Here is a 19561-nt window from a genome sequence, read left to right as displayed (position 1 = left end):
CTCCTGCCTTGCACTGGGAGTATAGACGAGGTAACCAGCAGCCTCAACGCCCAGCGTTACTGATTTCGCTGAGGGTCACCCCTTGGTAATAATGCCCCAAAATTTGATCGTAGGTATAGCCCTGCAATGCCATACCGTAAGCACCCCACTGGCTCATCCCCAAGCCATGCCCATGACCGCGTCCTGTAATCGTAAAGGCAACGGGCACACTTTGTCCCGCTTGGCTGGCCACATTCCCATACTCAGGGGCAACCGTGAGGAGGGTACTGCGCAACCCCAGAGCACGTCTCAACTCATTGCCAGAAATAGTACGGCTACCCGCTGTCCCCACCACTTGCATGGAAATAATCCGTCCTTGGGGACTGGTTTGTAGGGGGCGGAAGCCAACAATGGTGCCAATACCGGGAATGCGCTGGCGCAGTTGTGCCGCTGTGAAGCGAACAGTCCACTGAAAGTTAGGGGACACCTGATCAAAATCAGGGGTGCCACGTAGGTAGGGCACAGGTTTTTGCCAAACGTACTCAGAATCCTCCGTATGCCCCCCCGACGCAGCATGAAAGACAGCTTCAATAACTTGMCCGCCATAGGTGAGGACTTGATGACGAGTAGCCGCCACTGCTGCGAGGGTACTGGCGGTTTYTGAACTCACACCAGGATAGACCTGATGGGTCACTGTGGCACCCACATCGTAGAGGGTACCCGGACGCCGCCGTTCGCGATCGCACCGAAACAGGGCAAAGGAACGGGAGGCAACCGCTTGGGCTTTTAGAGCCTCCTGTGGCCATGAAGGGTACATTTCCTTGCCGACAACACTGGGGAGGTAGTCTTCAAGGTCAACAAGGTTAATCACCAACAAACCGCGGCTGGTGCTCAGGATCTGCAACCGCCCCCGATACCAGCGATCGCCCACCCGCACTAAACCGGTGTCCCGTGGTTCAAGGAGCAATTGTCGGCCTTGGATCCCCGCTGCCTGAACGCTGCTACCGGTAAAGACTGCGGCCACAGATTGCTGGGGAGAAACCGCAATAGTGCGACCCGCATCGTCCCGTAACTGAGCCGGGGTAGAGCTGCTAATGGTAACTTGACGAACCCCTTCAAGGATGGCCACCCGTAGCTCAATTGCCCAAGCCGCTGAGGAGAGCAAGAGCGTCATCAGCACACTGAGGCCACCAGCACGGGTCAGCGATCGCCACAAAAATACTAAATAGACCATACTTCACTCCTCTGCCATGGCCTGCTTCTAGGGAATTGTAGCGAGATTGGCCAGCCAACCCACACAACCCATGGCAAAAACTTAACGTTGTTCCCGCAGGCCGCTCCAACCAATGGTAATAAAGCCAATGGCTAACAAAAAGCTGCGAATACTCACCCTTAGACGGTTGATGAGGGCTTCCTGTTGCGCCCGCTCCACTGCTTCTTGCTGCTGAGAACGGATGCGCTCTCGAGCTTGACCCGCTTGGCGATCGAGGGCTTGCGGATCATTTTTCAACTGCTGGAGAAGCGCTTTTTGCTCGGCAGGCAGTTGACCACTTTGTAAAACTTGCTCCAATTGACCACTGCTGGCGAGTTGTTTTATTTGCTGCTGCTCTTGATCAACACGGATCTCAGCTTGGGCGGCTTCTTGATTGATCTGATTGACTGCCTGCTCAGTAATTTGCCCTGTAATGGAGAGGTAAAGCGGAATCCCCAACAGGCAAAGGAGCCCCAGCAAACTAGAGAGAACAAATACCCAAAACCGCCAGTCTTTCAGGGCGGACTGGCTAGGATCTACTTGAGGGGCGTTTCCAGAGACCGTTTGGATCCAAAAGCCAGTATAAATAAAAACAAAGCCAATGAGAGGGGTGGCACCGCGCTCAATAAACTGGTTGACGACCGTCAGTTGCCACTGATTATTACTAAACTGGGGGGAGACAAAAAGAAGTCCCCACTCCACAAAAAACGTGAGTAGGAGAATGATGCCGACCAGTTTCAAGAATTGCGCTGCAAGGGGCAGGGGGCGTTTTGTGGATTTTGAGGCCGTCATGAATCGCGAGTGACTCGTCAACTACTGCATCAACCTTACTGGATTTTGGGATCATTGATTCAGGTTACAGCGGCGTTCCTTTTGGGGCAATGATGGCAGCACAGGCGTTAATGATCGTGGGCACCACGTCCCATGCCGGAAAATCGTTACTGACGGCGGTGCTCTGTCGCTGGTTAGCACAGCACGGCTGCCGGGTGACTCCCTTTAAGGGGCAAAATATGGCCTTGAATGCCTACGTGACTAGCGAGGGCGGCGAAATTGGCTATGCCCAAGCAGTACAGGCTTGGGCAGCGGGGGTTGAACCGGAAGTGGCAATGAATCCAATTTTGCTGAAGCCCCAAGGCAACATGACCTCCCAGGTGATTCTCAATGGTCACAGTGCTGGCGTCACTGAGGCAGCCAACTATTACCGAGATTATTTTGATCGGGGCTGGCAGGCCATTACCACGGCCTTGAGAGAGTTACAGGAGCGCTTTGACTGGATTGTCTGTGAGGGAGCGGGTTCCCCGGCGGAAGTGAACCTAAAGCATCGCGATCTCACGAATATGCGAGTGGCCAAGTACCTAAAGGCGCCAACAATCCTAGTGGCAGATATTGACCGTGGCGGTGTGTTTGCCCACATTGTGGGAACCCTGATGCTCCTTGACCCTGATGAGCGGGCGTTGATTCGGGGGGTAGTCATTAATAAGTTTCGCGGTCAGCGATCGCTGCTGGAGTCGGGCTTGAAGTGGCTCGAGGAGACAACGGGTGTACCGGTTTTAGGGGTGATCCCTTGGCTGAATCTGCACCACCCAGCGGAGGATTCCCTCGATCTATTGGATCCACGCCCGCAGCGCGCTGCCGATCTTCAAATTACGGTTGTGCGCCTGCCGCGGATCGCCAATTTTACCGACGTTGATCCGCTGTTGGCAGAGCCTACGGTGAGTCTGCGGTTTTGTTCGCCGTCTGACCCCTTAGGGAACCCCGATGCGGTGATCGTCCCGGGGACAAAAACCACCATTGCCGACTTGCAGGTACTGCGTGAGACGGGGATGGTGCAACAACTACAGGAGTATGCGGCTCAGGGGGGCACCATTTTGGGAATCTGTGGCGGTTGGCAATTACTCGGTGAGACGATCGCCGACCCGGAGGGGCTAGAAGGATGCCAAGGCGTGCACGCGGGGCTAGGATTAATGCCACTACAGACGCACCTGACCCCCAAGAAAATCACGCAACAGCGGCAGACCCGTTCCCTCGTTTTTCCGAGTGACACACCCATTCATGGCTATGAAATTCATCACGGCCAAAGTACCTATACTGCCACCGTAGGCGACTGGCAGATGCTGTTTGAAACGCCAGAGCTAGGGTGCGTCAATACCGCACGAACCCTCTGGGGAACGTATCTCCATGGTCTTTTTGAAAATGGTTCATGGCGGCGCCACTGGCTCAATCAGCTGCGATCGCGGCGACAGTTGCCCCCGTTGCCCACAGCGATCCCTGACTATGCAACGGAGCGAGACCGACAACTGGATCGGCTGACTGATGCTGTGATGGCTCACCTTAATTTAGAACCAGTTTGTAAATTATGTTGATGTAAAAATTTCAAATTGTAAGCATTTGTCATAGCTTATAAACAACTCCCCTAGACTAAAGGACGGTACATACATTTGTGGGAGTTAAATGGTGCAATGTTAGTGGTGAGTCAGTGGTCTGTTGTCATGTTAGTTGTGTCGGCGATCGCCGCTCTGATTGGTCTGAGTTGGCTCCTCCACGAGGCTCAGCAGCAGAGCAAACAGCACCCACTGCAGGGCTGTTCCCCTCAGCAAGCCTATGGTGAAACCCTATGGCGAATGATTTTTGTCTATTGGCTCGTCTATTKTGGTGCCACCGGCCTCCAGATCGCTGTACCATTAGAAGGCACTGATCTAGGTCAGATGTGCAAAATTACGGCACTGTTGGCCTTTTTGCTGACGTTCTCCTCGCTCCTGTGCTTACCAATGCACTATTGGCAGTCTCGCCAGCGGCAGCAGCAGCAGCAGCCTAATTAATCTCCTATAAATTTCTACGCCTCAATGTCTTCATGTGGCCAGAACTTCTGCAACAACTACTGGATCGGCAGGCTCTTAGCCAAGAGCAAGCTGTGCAGTTAATGGAGGGGTGGCTAAAAGGCGACATTCCTGAGGCGCTTGGGGGAGCAATTCTAACGGCACTACAATTTAAGGGGCTGACGGTGCCTGAGCTCACGGGGATGGCCAGTGTGCTCCTCCAGCAATCAACCGGTCAGCCCATTAATTTGGGCGTTCCCCTCATTGATACCTGTGGCACCGGTGGCGATCGCGCGGGCACCTTTAATATTTCGACAGCCGTTGCCTTTGTGGTGGCAGCGGCAGGCGTGAAGGTGGCTAAGCACGGCAACCGTTCCGTTTCGAGCCGCGTCGGGTCGGCAGATGTTCTGGAAGCGTTGGGCGTGAACCTTGCCCACCCCGATCCCCAGAGGTTGTTGCAGGAGGTAGGGATTACATTTCTATTTGCCCCCGGCTGGCATCCCGCCATGAAGGCCGTTGCCCCGCTGCGCCGTACCCTGAAAATTCGCACCGTCTTCAACCTCCTTGGCCCCTTGGTCAACCCACTGCATCCTACGGGTCAAGTCATTGGTGTGTTTAGCGATCGCTATTTGGAAGCCATGGCCGGTGCCTTGCAACAACTAGGCTGTCAGCGGGGAATTGTCCTCTATGGTCGGGAAGGGGTTGATGAGGCCACCCTTGGCAATATGACCGATATGGTCATGTTTACAAGCCCCCAAGACTCCCTACAGCAAGAGGTGCTAGACCCCCAAGCCTTGGGGCTACGGCAGGCTGACCTTTCAGAACTTGCAGGAGGCGATGTCAGCACAAATCGCGCAATTCTAGAGGCTGTTTTGCAGGGCAATGGCAGTGCAGCCCAAACAGATGTCGTGGCTCTTAATGCCGCCTTGGCACTCTACGTTGCTGGGGCAGTAAACGACTGGTGGCAAGGTGTGGATCACGCCAAAGCCATTCTTGCTAGCGGTGCAGCCTGGGCTAAACTCCAAGCCTTAGTTGCTCTGTCGAATGAGTAACMCCCCGCCGCTGCTGCGCTAATTCAGCCACGTAACGTCATCAAGGTTGATATCTATATCTGCTAAATCTTCTGGGTCAATGAGTTGCCGCTGAAGCTCGTCAGTCAACATTTGCTTTGAGCGGGGCACCTTAGGCACTCTGACGCGAGATATATCCGATAGGGTTGCTTTTTCAATCCGCGTGCTTTCTTTGAGGGCATTAGGGTTAATGCGTTGAAGGAAGAAATTGATAGTTTCTTGCTTTAACCAGCCATTTAAGACCGCAAGGGCACCAAAGCGGTAACTGGCTTGCCACTGATCTTTAAGAATCTGTTGAATTTGTGCCTCTGTGAGTAAAGCTGCACGCTGGAGATAGAACCCCAGTGGTTTTTTTTCTTTGGCTTGGATAAGCTGCGGCCATTCCTCCACAAAGAAGTCAATCGTCTCTTGGGCAACCCAACCATGCAGGGAAATGATGTCCCCTAGCCGCAAGTTAGCATAAATGTCTTTCTCCATTAGCACTACTTGCAGTTGTCCAGTGTTGATCAGGGCAGCTTTGAGCAATAATTCGCCAATTTTCATCAAAAACTCCTTGTGGAAACCCCCACCTCGCACCGCAGGTGGCGGAGGAAACAAGCGTCAGGCAGCGGGGTTAAATGCCCCACTGACTGACAATCTCTGCGGGCAACTGACTAAAATACCCGTGGCGCGATGGTTATTAAATCGCTTTTGGCGATGATTCCGTAATTGAAAAGGTAACTCTCGATGAATCCGCCGACTGCGGCGAGAACGCCGTAGCATTCTGCGATTATCCATCCGTGCCCGCACCTTGGGGTAGGGGAGTTCTAGGTGGGACTGGAATAATGTCGCTTGAGCGGATTGAACGGCAATCCCTGAATAGAGTTTGCCGGGATCGACTCCAACCACCATGGGTGGAGTCTTACGACCCGATGGTTCGGCGTTCAGGCGCACGGCCTTAAGGCGGAGATTTGTTTTTACCCATGTTGCTCTGCCTTGCTCTACCCATCGCTGCGCGCGACTGCGCTTGGTGGGCATGGCGGGAGTACCATCAGGGTTTTGGACGGGGATGCGTTGCATGGAAGATAATTCCAAAACTACAGGTCTCTTAAGCCAGTTAGCACGGTGTTTCTGGGCTGAACCCACTCCCTGAGATTCCAGGGCCTTACAGATAATCCGATTTAGAGAAGCAACCGGAAGTGTTGCCGTACTAACCTTGGTGGCCTATTCGCAGCTACGACCGGGTTATCTCCGGTCACTCCCCCACCTCGGCGGATGCTAGGTGGGGGTCATTGAAGAGGTGGAACCCCAACAACACTGATGTCAGTCTAAGGAGATTTGCCTCCTAAGGTACCCGAAGTGCCTAGAATAGTTTCAGCTACGATGAATATTAACAAAAATTAATAAAAAGATTTATCGAATGTGAGCGAAAAACTCCGTCCGCTTGCGGCGGGGAGGATGTCAACTTTGTTGCCGCGCTAGGATCTATGCAGGTATCCTTAGTGCCCTAGGAACATTGTCTGCTCCGGCGGATCAGTTTTGCCAGTGTGGGGTAGGCTTTTCACGTTTTCACCCCGCTAATATCAGTTTGCAGTTTTTTAGGGCATGTTATGGATCTGGTGCTGTGCCATCAAATTGCTGATTTTGACACCCTAGGGGCAGCGGTGGGTCTCTCACGGCTTTATCCGGGCACAAAAATTGTTTTAACAGGAGGTACCCATCCCAAAATTGGTGAATTCTTGGCCTACCACCGTGACGAATATCCTCTGATTGAAGCGCGAGCTGTGGACCCAACCCAGTTACGTCAACTGTGGATTGTGGATACCCAATGGCGCAAGCAGTKGGGACAAGCCGCTCTATGGCTGGATCAACCGCAGGTAAAGATTACGATTTACGATCACCACGTGGAGCTGTCCGGGGATATTGCCGCTACTACCCTGTACCTAGAGCCAGTGGGTGCCACCAGTACAATTATTGCTGAGCAGCTACAGGCTGCCAACCTTGCCTTAACCCCCACTGAGGCCACGGTGCTGGCTCTGGGAATTCATGCGGATACGGGTTCTCTTACTTTTGAGCAAACGACGGTGCGGGACGTGCAAGCATTAGCTTGGCTGCTGAGTCAGGGTGCCAATCAACGAGCGATCGCCACCTATAGTGAGGCGGGGCTAAGTGAAGACTTACAGCCCCTCCTACGAGAAGCATGGGAACACTTGCACCAAGAGGATTTCCACGGCTATCGCCTAGGTTGGGTATTGCTGGCAACGGCATCCTATCTCCCCGGGTTGTCGCGGCTCGTGACTCAACTTGCGGATTTAAGTGAGTGCGATGCAATCCTCCTCGGCCATGCCTATCGCCACAACCATCTGGCAGTGATTGCCCGCAGTCAAATTCCGGGAGTGAATGTGGCCTACAGTCTTGCTGCTTTGGGAGGGGGAGGGCACGCCCAAGCCGCCGCTGCTACCGTGATCACAGAGACCCCGGAGCAGGTGCTTAAAGAGGTGTATCACAGTCTTTGTCAGCAGGTGCCGCATCCTCCCACTGCCGTAGAACTGATGTCGTCCCCCGTGCGTACCGTGCGGCCAGACACCCCCATTGCAGATGCCCATCGGGTATTGCTGCGCTATGGTCATTCGGGGTTATCGGTCGTTGATGCCACAGGGACACTGGTGGGCATTATTTCGCGGCGAGATTTGGATATTGCCCTGCACCACGGCTTTGCCCACGCGCCAGTCAAAGGCTATATGAAGGCACCCGTGCGCACCATTACCCCCGATACCACGTTGCCAGAGATTCAAGCCTTGATGGTGAAGTATGATATTGGGCGATTGCCGGTGATGACCCCTAAGGGCAACCTTTTAGGAATTGTCACCCGCACCGATGTGTTGCGCCATCTCTATGCTCTGACGGTGGAGACCGAAACGGTGTGCCCGCTGCCGACACTGAATCTTTACGAGGCGTTGCAGCAGCGGTTGCCCTCGCGACTGTGGGCGCTACTGCAGCGGGCGGCCAACATTGCTAAGGATCGAGGCTGGCAACTGTATCTTGTCGGCGGAGCCGTGCGGGATTTATTGCTGGCGATCGCCCAAGGGTCGGAGGCGGTACCCACCCGTGAATTTGATTTAGTGGTGGATGGGGTACAGCAGGACGAGGCGGCGGGGGTGCACCTAGCCCAAGCTCTCCATGATCTCTACCGTGAGACGGTGCTCCAGGTCTATGGTCAGTTTCAAACCGCTGCCCTGCACTGGCCAAAGCACTCTGATTTGGCTGGCTTTGCCGTGGATATTGCCACCGCCCGCAGTGAGTTTTATCCCTATCCGGCAGCGCATCCGGAAGTGGCCGCCAGTTCGATTCGCCAAGACCTCTACCGCCGTGACTTTACGATTAATGCCCTAGCGTTGCGCCTTAGTGCCCCCCGCCACGGTGAAGTGCTAGATTTTTTTGGTGGGCGCGAGGATCTAGAGCAGCGCTTAATCCGTGTGTTGCACCCCAATAGCTTTATTGAGGATCCGACGCGCATCTTCCGGGCGGTGCGGTTTGCGGTGCGGCTGGGGTTTGAGCTAGAATCCCAAACCCGGCAGTATATTGAGTATGCCCTCACCAGCGGGGTGTTTGAGGGGGACGATCGCGCTGCTAGCAAACGACCCTCTCTCCAAAGCCGCCTCCGCAATGAACTGCGCCATATATTAGAACTGCCTGTCGCTCCTGGGGAGGCCTTTGCTGGCGATCGCGCCCTTACCCTGCTGGCGGAACTGGGAGCACTCCAGTGCTTAGATCGGCACGTCTGTTTTGATGACGCGGCTCGTGCTCGTTTGCAACTGGTGTGGCAGTGGTGGCCGCAACTCCCGCAAAAACAAAAATGGCAAACTGTTCCCCTCTGGCAACTCTTATTATTGGCCTTAATTATTAATGCTCCCACTGCTGTGGCGATCGCCCGGCAACTGCAACTCAGTGAAGATGCTATTCGGTGGCTACAGGACTTACCGGCGCTGCGCCAACAGTGGCAAGCCATCCTCGCAGCAAGTGCTCGTTTAAGTGATTATTACCACTGTTTAGAGAGCTACCCGCTGCCGCTGGTCGTTTTGTTAGCGGCACAACTGCATAGCGAGCCTGACCCCCACCGTGTTGAACTGCTACGGGACTATTTGTGGCAGTGGCGGCTGCAAAAAAGCCTCCTCAATGGCCACGACCTTCAAGCCTTGGGCTATCAACGCGGCCCGCAACTACGGCAGATGTTGAGGGCACTCCAAGCTGCCACCCTTGATGGCCTAGTGAGCGATCGCGCCAGTGCCATTGCCTACCTGCAAACCCATTATCCGTTACCTTGATCGGGTTCTTGATAATAGACCTGCATCCCCTCCTTGGTGCTCATGCGTCCGGGCTGAGGACGGTGGTGAGTTTGTAACCCTTGCAGCACTTCCGAGAGGGTTAAGCCTTCTGGGAGAGTCGAGCGTACCTCGCGTACCTTATGCCACACAGAACGGGACATCATTAAACTGTGGCGAATCGGGTCTGCGCACTGTTCAAGATAGGCTTCGCGTTCAGGTTGGTAATCCGTTGAAACCAGTACTAAGGGGGCAGGTGCGTAGGGTTGCAGCACGCGGGCAAGATGCGCAAATAGCTCTGGATAGAGCCACGTATAGGCAGGGTGCACAGTCAATTCTAGCCAATGGGGCGATCGACCATCTTGGCAGGCATACAAGGTATAGGCGGCGATCGCCGCCTTCCGTTGAGGCTCAAAAACGTAGGCACGGCTGGCGTGAGCTTGGGCGATCCAACTAGCAAAACTGTCCTGAAGCCAGTCCGTCAGACTGATTCTGAAATCTCGGCTACGGCGATCAAAAACTTGTCGCACCAAGGCAGGCATTGATGCCGTATCCAGTTGGTACAACAGTGGTGCATCCGCATTGGTCACCTTCAGCAGGTTGGGCAAGCTGGGAGTTTGCTGGGCAAGCTGAGCCAGCTGCGTGCTAGAAATTTGCCAATAGGTTAACTGCGCAAGGGGCTGAAAGCCATTGTGACGGTAGAGTGCCAAGGCATCCTGATGCTCAATGTTAATTTCTAGCATCCATGTGCGGGCTTCCAGAATGCTACTAAAGCAATGCCGCAGAAGCTGGGTGCCCACTTCAGTAAACTCTGTCGCCGCCAACTGCTGTACTTGCCATGTGGTGCGGTTTTCATTAAAGGGCGCCACCTGCGCCACCCCCAATAGCTTGTTGCCACGCTCGGCAACGTAAATACGTTGCTTGGCTGTACCTGTGAGCCACTGCAAACGCTGTAGCGGTGCCGTCATCGACTGGGGTAGCAGAGTGTGTTTACCAAACGGCTGCTCATGAACACCCTGCTGACTCAGCCATTGCTCAACCACATCAATATCGCGGTAAGCAAGGGGACGAATAACGAGGTCGCTGGTGGGGGGAATATCAGAAAACATAGGTAGGTGGGGATACTACCATTATCTTACAACCTCAGCTCAAGCTCGCGGGCGCACTGATCGTACTACGCTCTTTTGCAAGCAAAAGGGGCGATCGCCTCGACCACCCCAATCACCGTTACCGTTTCAATGTTTTTTAGTAAAGTTCTTCTTCCTGGTGGGTGAGGATTTTGCAGTCCGAACGCGGGTAAGCAACACAGGTGAGCACAAACCCTTTTTCAATTTGATCGTCATCAAGGAACGATTGATCGGATTGATCCACTTCCCCTTCCAATAGTTTGCCAGCACAGGTCGAGCACGCTCCTGCACGACAGGAGAACGGGAGATCTAAGCCTTGCTCTTCAGCGACATCTAAAATGTACTCGTCCTCAGGCACATCAATGGTCGTTTCACCATCAGGACGGACAAGCGTTACTTTGTAGGTTGCCATGAATGTTGTCCTCTCGTGTTGTGGAAAAGGCAGGGAGCGTATGCGCTCCAATTAAGATACTAGGGGAAAACTCTTGTCTTGGTCGCTGCATTTACCCCTGTGTCCGTATCGTTTTCGTAATTCTAGGGGAGTAAGGTATCTAAAATACTTATACGATCTAGCCAGTATTTGCCGTCATCAATGGTTGACCTTAAGCTTCCCTAGAGACCTATCAGCACGTTTTCAGCCCTATGGGCAGCAGCTAGAGTCCCATCGAACGCTTCAATTCCTCAAGGGCTGTTTGGAGTTCTAAGCGATGGAATTCTGCCTCTAGGGGATCACTTGGCGAGTTGGAGCCGGTAAACGGTGGCGGGGAGGGAGGCGGTGTGCTAGCACGAGGTACCCGACGCTGCAATTCCTGACGGCGATCGCGAATCTTAGCGAGCAGTTGTTCAGTCGCCGGCAGTTGATTAAGAGCATTGAGGCGCTGTGTCCAAAGCTCTTGCCCCCGTTGCCGTAGTTGGGCTTCCCGCTGCTGAGCAACCTTCACTAAGTCAGGTCGATGAGCTGCCGTTGCGGTTTGAATGCGATCGCGCCAGCGACGAATCTCGCTAACCAGATTGAGAATTTGCTGCTCGCATTCATGCACCTCTTGCTGCAACTTCAGGTAAAGGTCTTGGGTTTGTCGCTCTTGATCGTCTAGCTCCATGAGCAGGAGGTTGAGTTCAAGTTGCGGGTTAGCACGAATAACGTCCTCCAGACGCTGCTCAAGAAAGCTGTGCAAATCCTTAAAGAAAGTCATGAATCTTAATAAATTTATTATTGAAATTGATTAAGTCTAAGTTAAGTGGGACACTAGAATTAGTGCTTAGACTATAGCGCATGGAACGATTCAATCCAACCCTAAGTTTGCAAACATTAGTTCAGCCACATGGCGTCACTATTGCCCCTACGGGTTCCTTGGCTGAAATTATTGCAGGGTTGAGCAGCAATCAAGGACGAGGATTAGTGGTCGAAGAGCAGGGTCAGTTTTGCGGCTTGATTACCCAGCGGGAAGTGGTACGTGCTGTAGGAGAAGGCACTGATCTAGAACGCATCACGGCAGCAACCCTTATGCTGCCTCAAGACTATTGCCTCCACCTCAGTGATCTCGATCACCCTTTGACCGTTTTGGGAAAGTTTCGCCATCTGGGCGTAGATGCACTGCCTATTGTCAATAACAGTGGCCGTGTGGAGGGGATACTGACCCGCCAAGCCTTCCGCAATAGTTTGCGCGCCATTGACTTGCTGCGGATTAAGCCAGTTGCCGATGTCATGGTCAAAGAGGTGGCCACCATTAGCGCTGAGGCCTCCCTGAAGGAGGCAGCCACACTCATGGCTGAGCGGGGGATTACAAGTCTGGTGATTCCTGACGCTGTCAATGGCCGCCCCCGTGGCATTATTACCGAAAAGGATATTTTTGAGGTTCTGTGCCGCTCAGGCGGCAAGCTAGAGGGAACGGTGGCCACGGCAATGTCCCAGCCGGTGTTGACGGTACAGCCGTATCAGAATCTTTGGCAGGTGAATCATCTGCTCAAGGAACACCACATCCGCCGCGTGGTGGTTGTGGATGAGCAAGGGGCAATGGTGGGGATTGTTACCCAGAGTAATATTCTCGCTGCCATTGACATTGCAGAAGCCGAGAGTTTGATTCAGGTTCTGACGCAAGAGCTGAATAAAGCTACGGCAGAGCTGCGCTGGCAACTGTCTCAGCAGCAAGCCATTACAGCGGCTATTACTGAAAGTGAACAGCGCTACAACACCCTGATGAGCTACTTGCCCGTCGCTCTGTATTGTCGAAGTGACAACAACCTTTGGCGTTTTAGCTACGTCAGCGATCATATTTATCAACTCACCGGTTATTTCCCCCAAGATTTACCCTCATTTCAGACCTTGATTCCTCCGGAGGATCGGGTTATGGCCGAGCGCGAGATTGAACAGGCCATGGCTCAACAGCGCTCCTACAACACCACCTATCGCATTCAGCACCACGATGGCCGCTTTCGCTGGCTCAACGATCGCGGGCAGTTTCACCCAGAGAATCGCAGCTTTCACGGTGTGTTGCTGGATGTCTCAGAGCAAAAGCGTACGGAAGAGCGCCTCAAAACAGCCTTAGAGCGCGAGCTGATCGTCAGCACCATTATTCAAGATATCCGCCAAACGATTAACTTGGCAGATATTTTGCAGCGAGCCGTCACCAGTATTCAGCAATTGCTCCTGAGCGATCGTGTCCTCATTTACCGCTTTTTAGCTGATGGCGCTGGTGTGGTTGAGGTCGAAGCGCTCTCCGCGCCTCAGTACTCTATCCTCGGCCAGCTGATCCACGATCCCTGCTTTACTAAAGGCACTGCTCAGCGCTTTTTAGAAGGCCGCACATTAGTGATCAGCGATGTGCAACAGGCACAAATCATGGACTGCCACCGCAATATGCTTTTGAGCTTCAACGTCCAAGCTAACTTGGTTGTCCCCCTGTTGCGTGGTCGAGATCTTTGGGGTCTGTTGATTGTACACCAGTGCCGTGCTCCTCGCCTTTGGACGCGGGAAGACGTCTTTTTGTTGCAGCGCATTGCTGAGCCGTTAGCTGTCGCTTTACAGCAGGCAGAAATGTATCAGTCGTTGGAAGTCAGCAACACCAACCTCCAGCAGATGATCTATCTCGATGGCCTCACAGATATTGGCAATCGCCGCTGCTTTGATGATCTGTTTCCCAAAGAGTGGCGGCGCTGCCAGCGCGAGCAGCAGCCGTTGAGCCTCATCATGATCGATATTGACTGCTTTAAGGCCTATAACGATTTCTACGGCCACCTGCAGGGGGATGAGGTTCTTAAACAGGTGGCGCGCTTATTGGAAAAGCATCTGCAGCGCGCAGGGGATATGGTTGCCCGCTATGGGGGTGAAGAATTTGTTTTGCTCTTGCCCAATACCGATCTCGAGGGTGCCATCTGTATCGTCAAAAAGATCCAGGCTGCGCTGCGTGACCTCGCCATTCACCATGAGAAAAGTACAGTTGGATCATCACTGACGGCCAGTTTTGGCATTGCCACAACGATCCCCCAATCTGGGCTGTCGCCGACAGATCTACTAGCGCTTGCGGATCAGTGCCTGTACGAGGCAAAAGCTGCTGGGCGCAATCGCTGGGTAGCAAAAACCCTAGAGGGCGGCAGTGCCAGCCTCGCTAGTGATGGGTAAATAAATGCGTAGCCACGCCCCACCGTACTCAGGATGATTGGCTGCTTGTATGTAGCCGCCATGGCACTCGACAATTTGGCGGGCGATCGCCAGCCCCAAGCCACTGCCACTGCCAATGGGGGCAACGGTTGTCACATCGCCGGTGGCCGGTTGAACTAGGCGATGTCGCCGTGACTGGCCGCGGTAGAAGCGATCGAAGATGTAGGGTAAATCCTTGCTGGGAAACCCATTGCCAGTATCAATAATTTCCAAGCATAGGTAGTGACTTTCGCTGCTAGCTTGGAGCAGCCGCGTCATCACATGGTCGCCACGGCCACAGTACTTGATGCTGTTATCGTAAAGGTTGACCAATAGCCGCAACAGTTGTGCCTCGTTGCCATAGTAGGGGAGCTGGGCGGGGCCGGTGTAGGTGTGGTCAATCTGTTTATGTTGGGCAAGGGGCGCAAGGGATTGCCAAGCAGTGTGTATCACTTGCACCAGATCAAGGGAGTGGCGCTCAATCTCACTGAGGGGGGTATGGGCAAGACGGTTGAGATCGAGCAACTCCTGCACTAGTAAACTGAGGCGAATAATTTCGTCGAGGAGGCGATCGACCCAATCTCGCAGTGGCTCTGGAACTCGCTGTTGCAGGGTTTCGGCCACCAAGCGCAGGGAGGTGAGGGGGGTTTTGAGTTCATGGGCGACATCCGTTGCCCAGCGATCGCGCTCATCCCGCAGGCGGGTCACCTCCYCGCGATCCTCCAGAAAAATCCCAACATGTGCCTCCGCAATGGGAATTCCCCGCCCCCGCAGGGGTTTGCGTCGGGTTTGCCCTGTTGGGGTTAAAAATCCGTACAGCCATTCTTTCTCGGTGATGGCATTTTGCTCCCGTACCTCTTCAATCAAGCAGTCCAGCTCGTAGGAGCGCACTAGCTCTAGCAACAGCCGTCCGTGGGGGGTGCTGAGTCGAAAGAGGGAACGCGCCTGTTGATTACAGAAAACAATACGGTTGGCAGCATCCACTTCGAGATAGGCGACGGGAGCCGCATCAAGGATGGCTTGACACTGCTCTATTTGACTGAGGCAATGTTGCTGGGCGATCGCCTGCTGGGCCAGCGCCGTTTGCACCCGCTGAGGAAGGGACGACCTGAGGGGATGGACATTGTATTGCGCAAGGATCGCTTCTAGCTGCCGCTGTAGATGAGTTCGCTGCCAGAGCCAGACTCCTATCCCCAGCAGGAACCCTACCCCCAAAAAGGCAAGTTCCATAGACGTATGTGGAAACCCCATCTATTCTAGGATTATCTGGAATTGGCTGTACTCCTTAATCTTGAATCTTGTCTGCGTAATGTCTGCACCACTTTTACAGGTTGACAAGTTAACCGTTGATTTTCCACAGGTCGGGCAATCGGTGCGGGCAGTGGATGGGGTGTCGTTTTCCCTAGAGCGTGGGCAAACCCTTGGCATTGTCGGGGAGTCGGGATCGGGAAAGTCGGTAACCTGTATGGCTCTGCTGCGGTTACTGTTGCCCCCCGGTCGGGTGACGCAGGGGTGTGCTTGGTTTCAGCCGGAGCCAAACGGGGGGGCGATCGATCTTTTGGCGTGCTCAGAACGACAAATGCAACAGATCCGGGGGTGCCGGATCAGTATGGTGTTCCAGGAACCCATGAGTTCCCTCAATCCGGTTTACACTATTGGCTTTCAATTGGCAGAGGCCATTGATCCGCAGCAGCGACTCCCCCGCCAGCAGGTACAGCAACGGGCGATCGCCCTCCTTGAACAGGTGCAGTTGCTTAAGCCTGAAGACCCACTAGATCAACGGCACCGCTTTTTGCAACGGTATCCCCATCAACTCTCGGGGGGGCAGATCCAGCGGGTGATGATTGCGATGGCGATCGCCGCAGAACCAGCCCTGCTCATTGCCGATGAACCCACCACGGCGTTGGATGTGACGGTACAGGCAGCAATTTTGCAACTGTTGCGGGAGTTACGGCAGCAGTACCATCTCTCGCTGATTTTTGTAACCCATGATTTGAATCTTGTCGCGGATTTGGCGGATCAGGTGGTGGTGATGTACCGTGGCCAAATTGTGGAAGCGGGTGCTGTTGCCGAGGTATTCCGGGCACCTCAGCATCCCTACACCAGAGGCCTGCTGGCCTGTCGCCCTCGCTTGGAGCAACGCCTAGCTATTTTGCCAACGGTGGCTGATTTTATGAGCCAGACTCCACCCCCCTTAGCCCTTGTCTCCGCCGCGGCGCAGCAGGCGCGTTTAGCTCAATTGGCGGCTCAGCCTCCCTTGGTGCGGGTGGAGCATCTTTGGGTGCAGTATCCTGGGCAGGGTAAGCAACAATACGTCAAGGCGCTGCGGGATGTGTCGTTTACGATTCACCGGGGAGAAACCCTCGGCTTAGTTGGGGAATCCGGCTGTGGCAAAACCACCTTAGGGCGCGCCCTGCTGCGTCTGGTACCCGCCAGCCAAGGGCAGATTTGGTTTGGCGATCGCAACATTACGCACCTGCGGCCTCGACAACTGCGCCCGCTACGGCAGCGGATGCAACTCATTTTTCAAGACCCCTATAGCTCCCTCGACCCACGCATGACCATTGGTGCTTTGGTAGCTGAACCGATGGTGATTCACAGACGGCCACCCTCGAAACAACAGCGCCAAGAACGGGTCGCTACCTTACTGGCACGGGTAGGCATTGACCCAGCAGCACAGCGGCGCTATCCCCACGAATTTTCCGGTGGGCAGCGGCAGCGCATTTGTATTGCCCGTGCCCTTGCTCTGAACCCTGAGTTTATTGTCTGTGATGAGTCGGTGTCGGCGCTGGATGTGTCGGTGCAAGCGCAGGTGCTCAACCTACTCAAGGAGCTGCAGCAGGAATTGGGGCTGACCTATCTGTTTATTTCCCACGATCTGAATGTGGTCAAGTTTATGAGCGATCGCCTCATGGTTATGTACAATGGCGAAATTGTGGAAATGGGCGAGGCAGAAGCGATCTATGCCCAGCCACAGCACCCCTATACCCGCACCCTAATTGCGGCCATTCCCCGTGGTCTATCCGTTGAGGCGGCTTGAGTGTCTGAGTCTCTTGATTTTCATCGTGTTTTAGCCACACTGCGCCCCGTGCTCTGGCAAGCCCTAGAGCAGTTGCGTCAGTTTTACCGCCATGTGCAGGATTTGGCGGTTGCCGATAAGGGGGGCGATCCGGTCACGATTGCCGATCAAACCATCGATGCTTTTTTGCGCCACGCTCTCCAGCGCGATTTTCCAGAGACGATGTTTGGCTACCTCACGGAGGAGACCTACCAGCCCGGGCAGCCGCTGCCCCAGCCCTACCAGTGGATCATTGACCCCCTCGATGGCACCTACGACTTTCTGCAGCAGACGGGGGAGTATGCAATCCACGTTGCCTTGGTGCATGAGCAGCGCCCCTGTGTGGCGGCGGTGGTGTGGCCGGAGCAGGAGGTTCTTTTTACGGCGATTACTGGCGCGGGCACCTATCGGGAAACCCGCCATGGCTGTACTCGCTTGACGGTTGCTCCCCCTGCTTCACAGGAACCGTTGCGGGTGGTGATAAGCCGCTCCCATGGGGGCGATCGCCTACGAGCCTTTTTAAGCACCCTTGGCCGGGTTCAGCAAATTCCCATGGGCAGCATGGGCTGCAAAACCGCGACTATTTGTCAAGGACAGGCCGATCTTTATGTGAACCTTACCGGTCGCAGTGCCCCCAAAGATTGGGACTTGGCTGCCCCGGATTTAATTATGCAGGAGGCGGGCGGTGCCTTTACCTATGCCAATGGCGAAGTTCCCCGCTATAATCGAGCCGATGTGCAGCACTGGCAGCCGTTGGTGGTGTGTCATCCCAGCCTGCGCTCCACCGTGGGCGATCGCCTGCAAGCCTTTTTAGCCGCCAACCCATGATAGACCCGGATAGTCTCCTCAGTGTGAGCGAGTGCCAAGGGATTGATCAACTGCTGCTCCCCGCAGCGGATCGCTTTGCCATCCGGGTTGCGGTTTATACCCTACGTTATCTCAAGGCAGCGGTGGGCGATCGCCCCCTAGACGACCTCACCGAGGCACAGATCTATGACTGCATTGCCAAAGATCCCCGTCTGCAAGCAGAAGAAGAACGACAAGCGGGTTTTATGACGTGGTATGGTCAGATTCTCATCAGTGCCCTGAAGCAACTGCGAATCATTGCCGCCAGCGCCAATGTCACCGTCGCCGAGCTAGAGATCGCGCAAATTAGCTACTGGTTTCAACAGCAGTGCCAGCAACGGCTGCAATCTGCCCCCCCGCCACCTTAAGCACCTGGGCATCGGAGCGCCAAGGAGTGGCAAAGGGGGTCAAGTGGGTTGTGGTGATCAGGGTCTGGTAGCGATCGCCCATCACCTCTAGCAAAATCTGCTGACGATAGAGGTCTAACTCTGCCAGTACATCATCCAGCAGCAACAGGGGGGACTCCCCAACCACAGCTTCCACAAGAGCTAACTCCGCCAGTTTCAGCGCCAATACTAGGGTTCGCTGCTGTCCTTGGGAGGCGTACTGACGAGCTGGCTGATGGTTGAGGTCAAACCCCACATCATCACGGTGGGGGCCCACCAGCGTGGTTTTGTGGATGAGTTCCAACGAGCGGCGCTCTGCCAAACGCTCCATAAACCTGACCAACATTGCTTCGGGACTGGGGTCAGCAATGGGCACATGGCTGTGGTAGCTAAGGGTGAGCACCTCGCGATCGCCACTTAAGACCTGATGCCAGTGGCTAGCCAAGGGAGCTAAGCGCTCAATGAGTCGCTGGCGACGGCGCATCATCCGCGTTCCTGTGACGGCAAGCTGCTGGTTCCAAGCCTGCCATAACCCTTCATCTATTCCTGTGCCCTGCTTAAGCAGAGCATTGCGCTGCCGCAGAGTTTTTTGATAGCTCTGGAGCAGTTGACTATAGACCGGTTCAAGTTGCACAAGAATGCGATCCAGCCATGAGCGCCGCAGCGCTGGGGTTCCCCGCACAAGGTCGAGGTCTAAACAGGAAAACTCCACCACATTCAACTGGCCTAAAAAATCAAGGGTGCGCCGCACCGTACAGCCATTGACCCGCAGGCTGCGTCCTCCCCCCTGCCGTAGCACCCCCGTTAACTCAAGGGGAATCCCCTGCCGTTCCACCTCTGCCGTCATCTGGGCAGTGGTGTGGCCATGCTGAATCAAATCGCGATCGCGGGGGGTACGGTGGGACTGCAAGGTGGCCAGCCATTCCACCGCTTCCAGCAGGTTGGACTTCCCTTGGGCATTGTCCCCCAGCAAAATCGTTTTAGCCGCGGTAAAGGAGACCGTTTGCTCAGGGTAGTTACGAAAATGGCGCAGGCTTAAACGCTTGAGATACACTGGCCGACCAAGCATCATACTGATATTGTGCAACG

General features: G+C 54.6%; 17 protein-coding genes. 8 read left to right on the top strand and 9 right to left on the bottom strand.

The features are described from left to right. Positions 1–43 precede the first annotated feature (43 nt). Together L5470_RS07770 and L5470_RS07765 are read right to left on the bottom strand one after the other, a co-directional pair. Positions 44–1213 (bottom strand): SpoIID/LytB domain-containing protein, encoded by a 1170-nt coding sequence (locus tag L5470_RS07770; RefSeq protein WP_499499213.1) that lies wholly within the window; start codon positions 1211–1213, stop codon positions 44–46. A gap of 81 nt (positions 1214–1294) precedes the next feature. After that, complete coding sequence (locus tag L5470_RS07765; protein ID WP_099798137.1) at positions 1295–2023, bottom strand: HpsJ family protein; 729 nt, start codon at positions 2021–2023, stop codon at positions 1295–1297. 89 nt (positions 2024–2112) lie between these two features. On the opposite strand from L5470_RS07765, the gene L5470_RS07760 reads away from it, so the two are divergent. The 3 genes from L5470_RS07760 (at position 2113) to trpD (ending at position 5099) form a co-directional block, all read left to right on the top strand. Continuing rightward, positions 2113–3594 (top strand): cobyric acid synthase, encoded by a 1482-nt coding sequence (locus L5470_RS07760; RefSeq protein ID WP_499499211.1) that lies wholly within the window; start codon positions 2113–2115, stop codon positions 3592–3594. A 126-nt stretch (positions 3595–3720) separates the two neighbouring features. Beyond that, positions 3721–4050, top strand: coding sequence for a hypothetical protein (locus tag L5470_RS07755; protein ID WP_499499209.1), 330 nt, complete (start codon positions 3721–3723; stop codon positions 4048–4050). Positions 4051–4082: 32 nt separating this feature from the next. Further along, positions 4083–5099, top strand: a complete 1017-nt coding sequence (trpD, locus tag L5470_RS07750) for an anthranilate phosphoribosyltransferase (protein ID WP_099798134.1) — start codon at positions 4083–4085, stop codon at positions 5097–5099. An 18-nt stretch (positions 5100–5117) separates the two neighbouring features. Here the strand turns inward: trpD and L5470_RS07745 are convergent, their stop codons facing one another. Together L5470_RS07745 and L5470_RS07740 are read right to left on the bottom strand one after the other, a co-directional pair. Further along, complete coding sequence (locus L5470_RS07745) at positions 5118–5660, bottom strand: hypothetical protein (RefSeq protein WP_499499207.1); 543 nt, start codon at positions 5658–5660, stop codon at positions 5118–5120. Positions 5661–5717: 57 nt separating this feature from the next. After that, positions 5718–6176, bottom strand: a complete 459-nt coding sequence (locus L5470_RS07740) for an RRXRR domain-containing protein (protein WP_499499205.1) — start codon at positions 6174–6176, stop codon at positions 5718–5720. Positions 6177–6706: 530 nt separating this feature from the next. On the opposite strand from L5470_RS07740, the gene L5470_RS07735 reads away from it, so the two are divergent. Next, positions 6707–9421, top strand: coding sequence for a CBS domain-containing protein (locus tag L5470_RS07735; RefSeq protein WP_499499203.1), 2715 nt, complete (start codon positions 6707–6709; stop codon positions 9419–9421). Here the strand turns inward: L5470_RS07735 and L5470_RS07730 are convergent. From L5470_RS07730 to L5470_RS07720, 3 genes are all read right to left on the bottom strand, one after another. Then, on the bottom strand, positions 9406–10527 hold the full coding sequence (locus L5470_RS07730) for a GNAT family N-acetyltransferase (protein WP_499499201.1): 1122 nt from the start codon (positions 10525–10527) through the stop codon (positions 9406–9408). The two genes, L5470_RS07735 and L5470_RS07730, sit on opposite strands and share 16 nt — an antisense overlap. Before the next feature lie 136 nt (positions 10528–10663). Then, positions 10664–10957, bottom strand: coding sequence for a ferredoxin PetF1 (gene petF1, locus L5470_RS07725; RefSeq protein WP_099798129.1), 294 nt, complete (start codon positions 10955–10957; stop codon positions 10664–10666). A gap of 241 nt (positions 10958–11198) precedes the next feature. After that, the gene (locus L5470_RS07720) at positions 11199–11738 is read right to left on the bottom strand and encodes a TIGR04376 family protein (RefSeq protein ID WP_099798128.1); all 540 of its coding nucleotides are present in this window, start codon (positions 11736–11738) and stop codon (positions 11199–11201) included. 107 nt (positions 11739–11845) lie between these two features. Here L5470_RS07720 and sesA point away from each other — a divergent pair, with 107 nt between their 5' ends. Then, positions 11846–14164, top strand: coding sequence for a diguanylate cyclase SesA (gene sesA, locus L5470_RS07715; protein ID WP_499499198.1), 2319 nt, complete (start codon positions 11846–11848; stop codon positions 14162–14164). Here sesA and L5470_RS07710 read toward each other — a convergent pair. Further along, a complete protein-coding gene (locus tag L5470_RS07710; protein ID WP_499499196.1) occupies positions 14126–15412 on the bottom strand; it encodes a PAS domain-containing sensor histidine kinase in 1287 nt (428 codons plus the stop codon). The two genes, sesA and L5470_RS07710, sit on opposite strands and share 39 nt — an antisense overlap. A 79-nt stretch (positions 15413–15491) precedes the next feature. On the opposite strand from L5470_RS07710, the gene L5470_RS07705 reads away from it, so the two are divergent. From L5470_RS07705 to L5470_RS07695, 3 genes are read left to right on the top strand one after another with little or no spacing between them, the layout of a single operon-like run. After that, entirely contained in the window at positions 15492–17222 is a 1731-nt protein-coding gene (locus L5470_RS07705) for an ABC transporter ATP-binding protein (RefSeq protein ID WP_499499194.1), read from the top strand. Next, a complete protein-coding gene (locus tag L5470_RS07700) occupies positions 17223–18068 on the top strand; it encodes a 3'(2'),5'-bisphosphate nucleotidase CysQ family protein (RefSeq protein WP_448526893.1) in 846 nt (281 codons plus the stop codon). Then, positions 18065–18454 carry an NDH complex assembly factor CRR9 gene (locus L5470_RS07695; RefSeq protein WP_099798125.1) on the top strand — a complete coding sequence of 130 codons (390 nt, stop codon included), beginning with the start codon at positions 18065–18067 and terminating at the stop codon, positions 18452–18454. Before L5470_RS07700 ends, L5470_RS07695 begins: the two co-directional genes overlap by 4 nt. Here L5470_RS07695 and recF read toward each other — a convergent pair. Further along, positions 18393–19526, bottom strand: a complete 1134-nt coding sequence (recF, locus tag L5470_RS07690) for a DNA replication/repair protein RecF (RefSeq protein WP_099799800.1) — start codon at positions 19524–19526, stop codon at positions 18393–18395. The two genes, L5470_RS07695 and recF, sit on opposite strands and share 62 nt — an antisense overlap. Between the last annotated feature and the right edge of the window lie 35 nt (positions 19527–19561).

The sequence above is a fragment of the Synechococcus sp. PCC 6717 genome (genome assembly GCF_022698185.1).
Classification (GTDB): Bacteria; Cyanobacteriota; Cyanobacteriia; order Thermosynechococcales; family Thermosynechococcaceae; genus Thermosynechococcus; species Thermosynechococcus lividus.
Note: the sequence above shows the minus strand (reverse complement) of the source record. Positions and strands in the feature narration are given on the sequence as shown.

Coding starts and splice junctions, on each gene's coding strand:
- petF1 (WP_099798129.1), bottom strand. CDS start 10,957: ATGGCAACCTACAAAGTAACGCTTGTCCGTCCTGATGGTGAAACGACC.
- L5470_RS07760 (WP_499499211.1), top strand. CDS start 2,113: ATGATGGCAGCACAGGCGTTAATGATCGTGGGCACCACGTCCCATGCC.
- L5470_RS07765 (WP_099798137.1), bottom strand. CDS start 2,023: ATGACGGCCTCAAAATCCACAAAACGCCCCCTGCCCCTTGCAGCGCAA.
- L5470_RS07720 (WP_099798128.1), bottom strand. CDS start 11,738: ATGACTTTCTTTAAGGATTTGCACAGCTTTCTTGAGCAGCGTCTGGAG.
- L5470_RS07695 (WP_099798125.1), top strand. CDS start 18,065: ATGATAGACCCGGATAGTCTCCTCAGTGTGAGCGAGTGCCAAGGGATT.
- L5470_RS07740 (WP_499499205.1), bottom strand. CDS start 6,176: ATGCAACGCATCCCCGTCCAAAACCCTGATGGTACTCCCGCCATGCCC.
- trpD (WP_099798134.1), top strand. CDS start 4,083: ATGTGGCCAGAACTTCTGCAACAACTACTGGATCGGCAGGCTCTTAGC.
- L5470_RS07745 (WP_499499207.1), bottom strand. CDS start 5,660: ATGAAAATTGGCGAATTATTGCTCAAAGCTGCCCTGATCAACACTGGA.
- L5470_RS07705 (WP_499499194.1), top strand. CDS start 15,492: ATGTCTGCACCACTTTTACAGGTTGACAAGTTAACCGTTGATTTTCCA.
- L5470_RS07730 (WP_499499201.1), bottom strand. CDS start 10,527: ATGTTTTCTGATATTCCCCCCACCAGCGACCTCGTTATTCGTCCCCTT.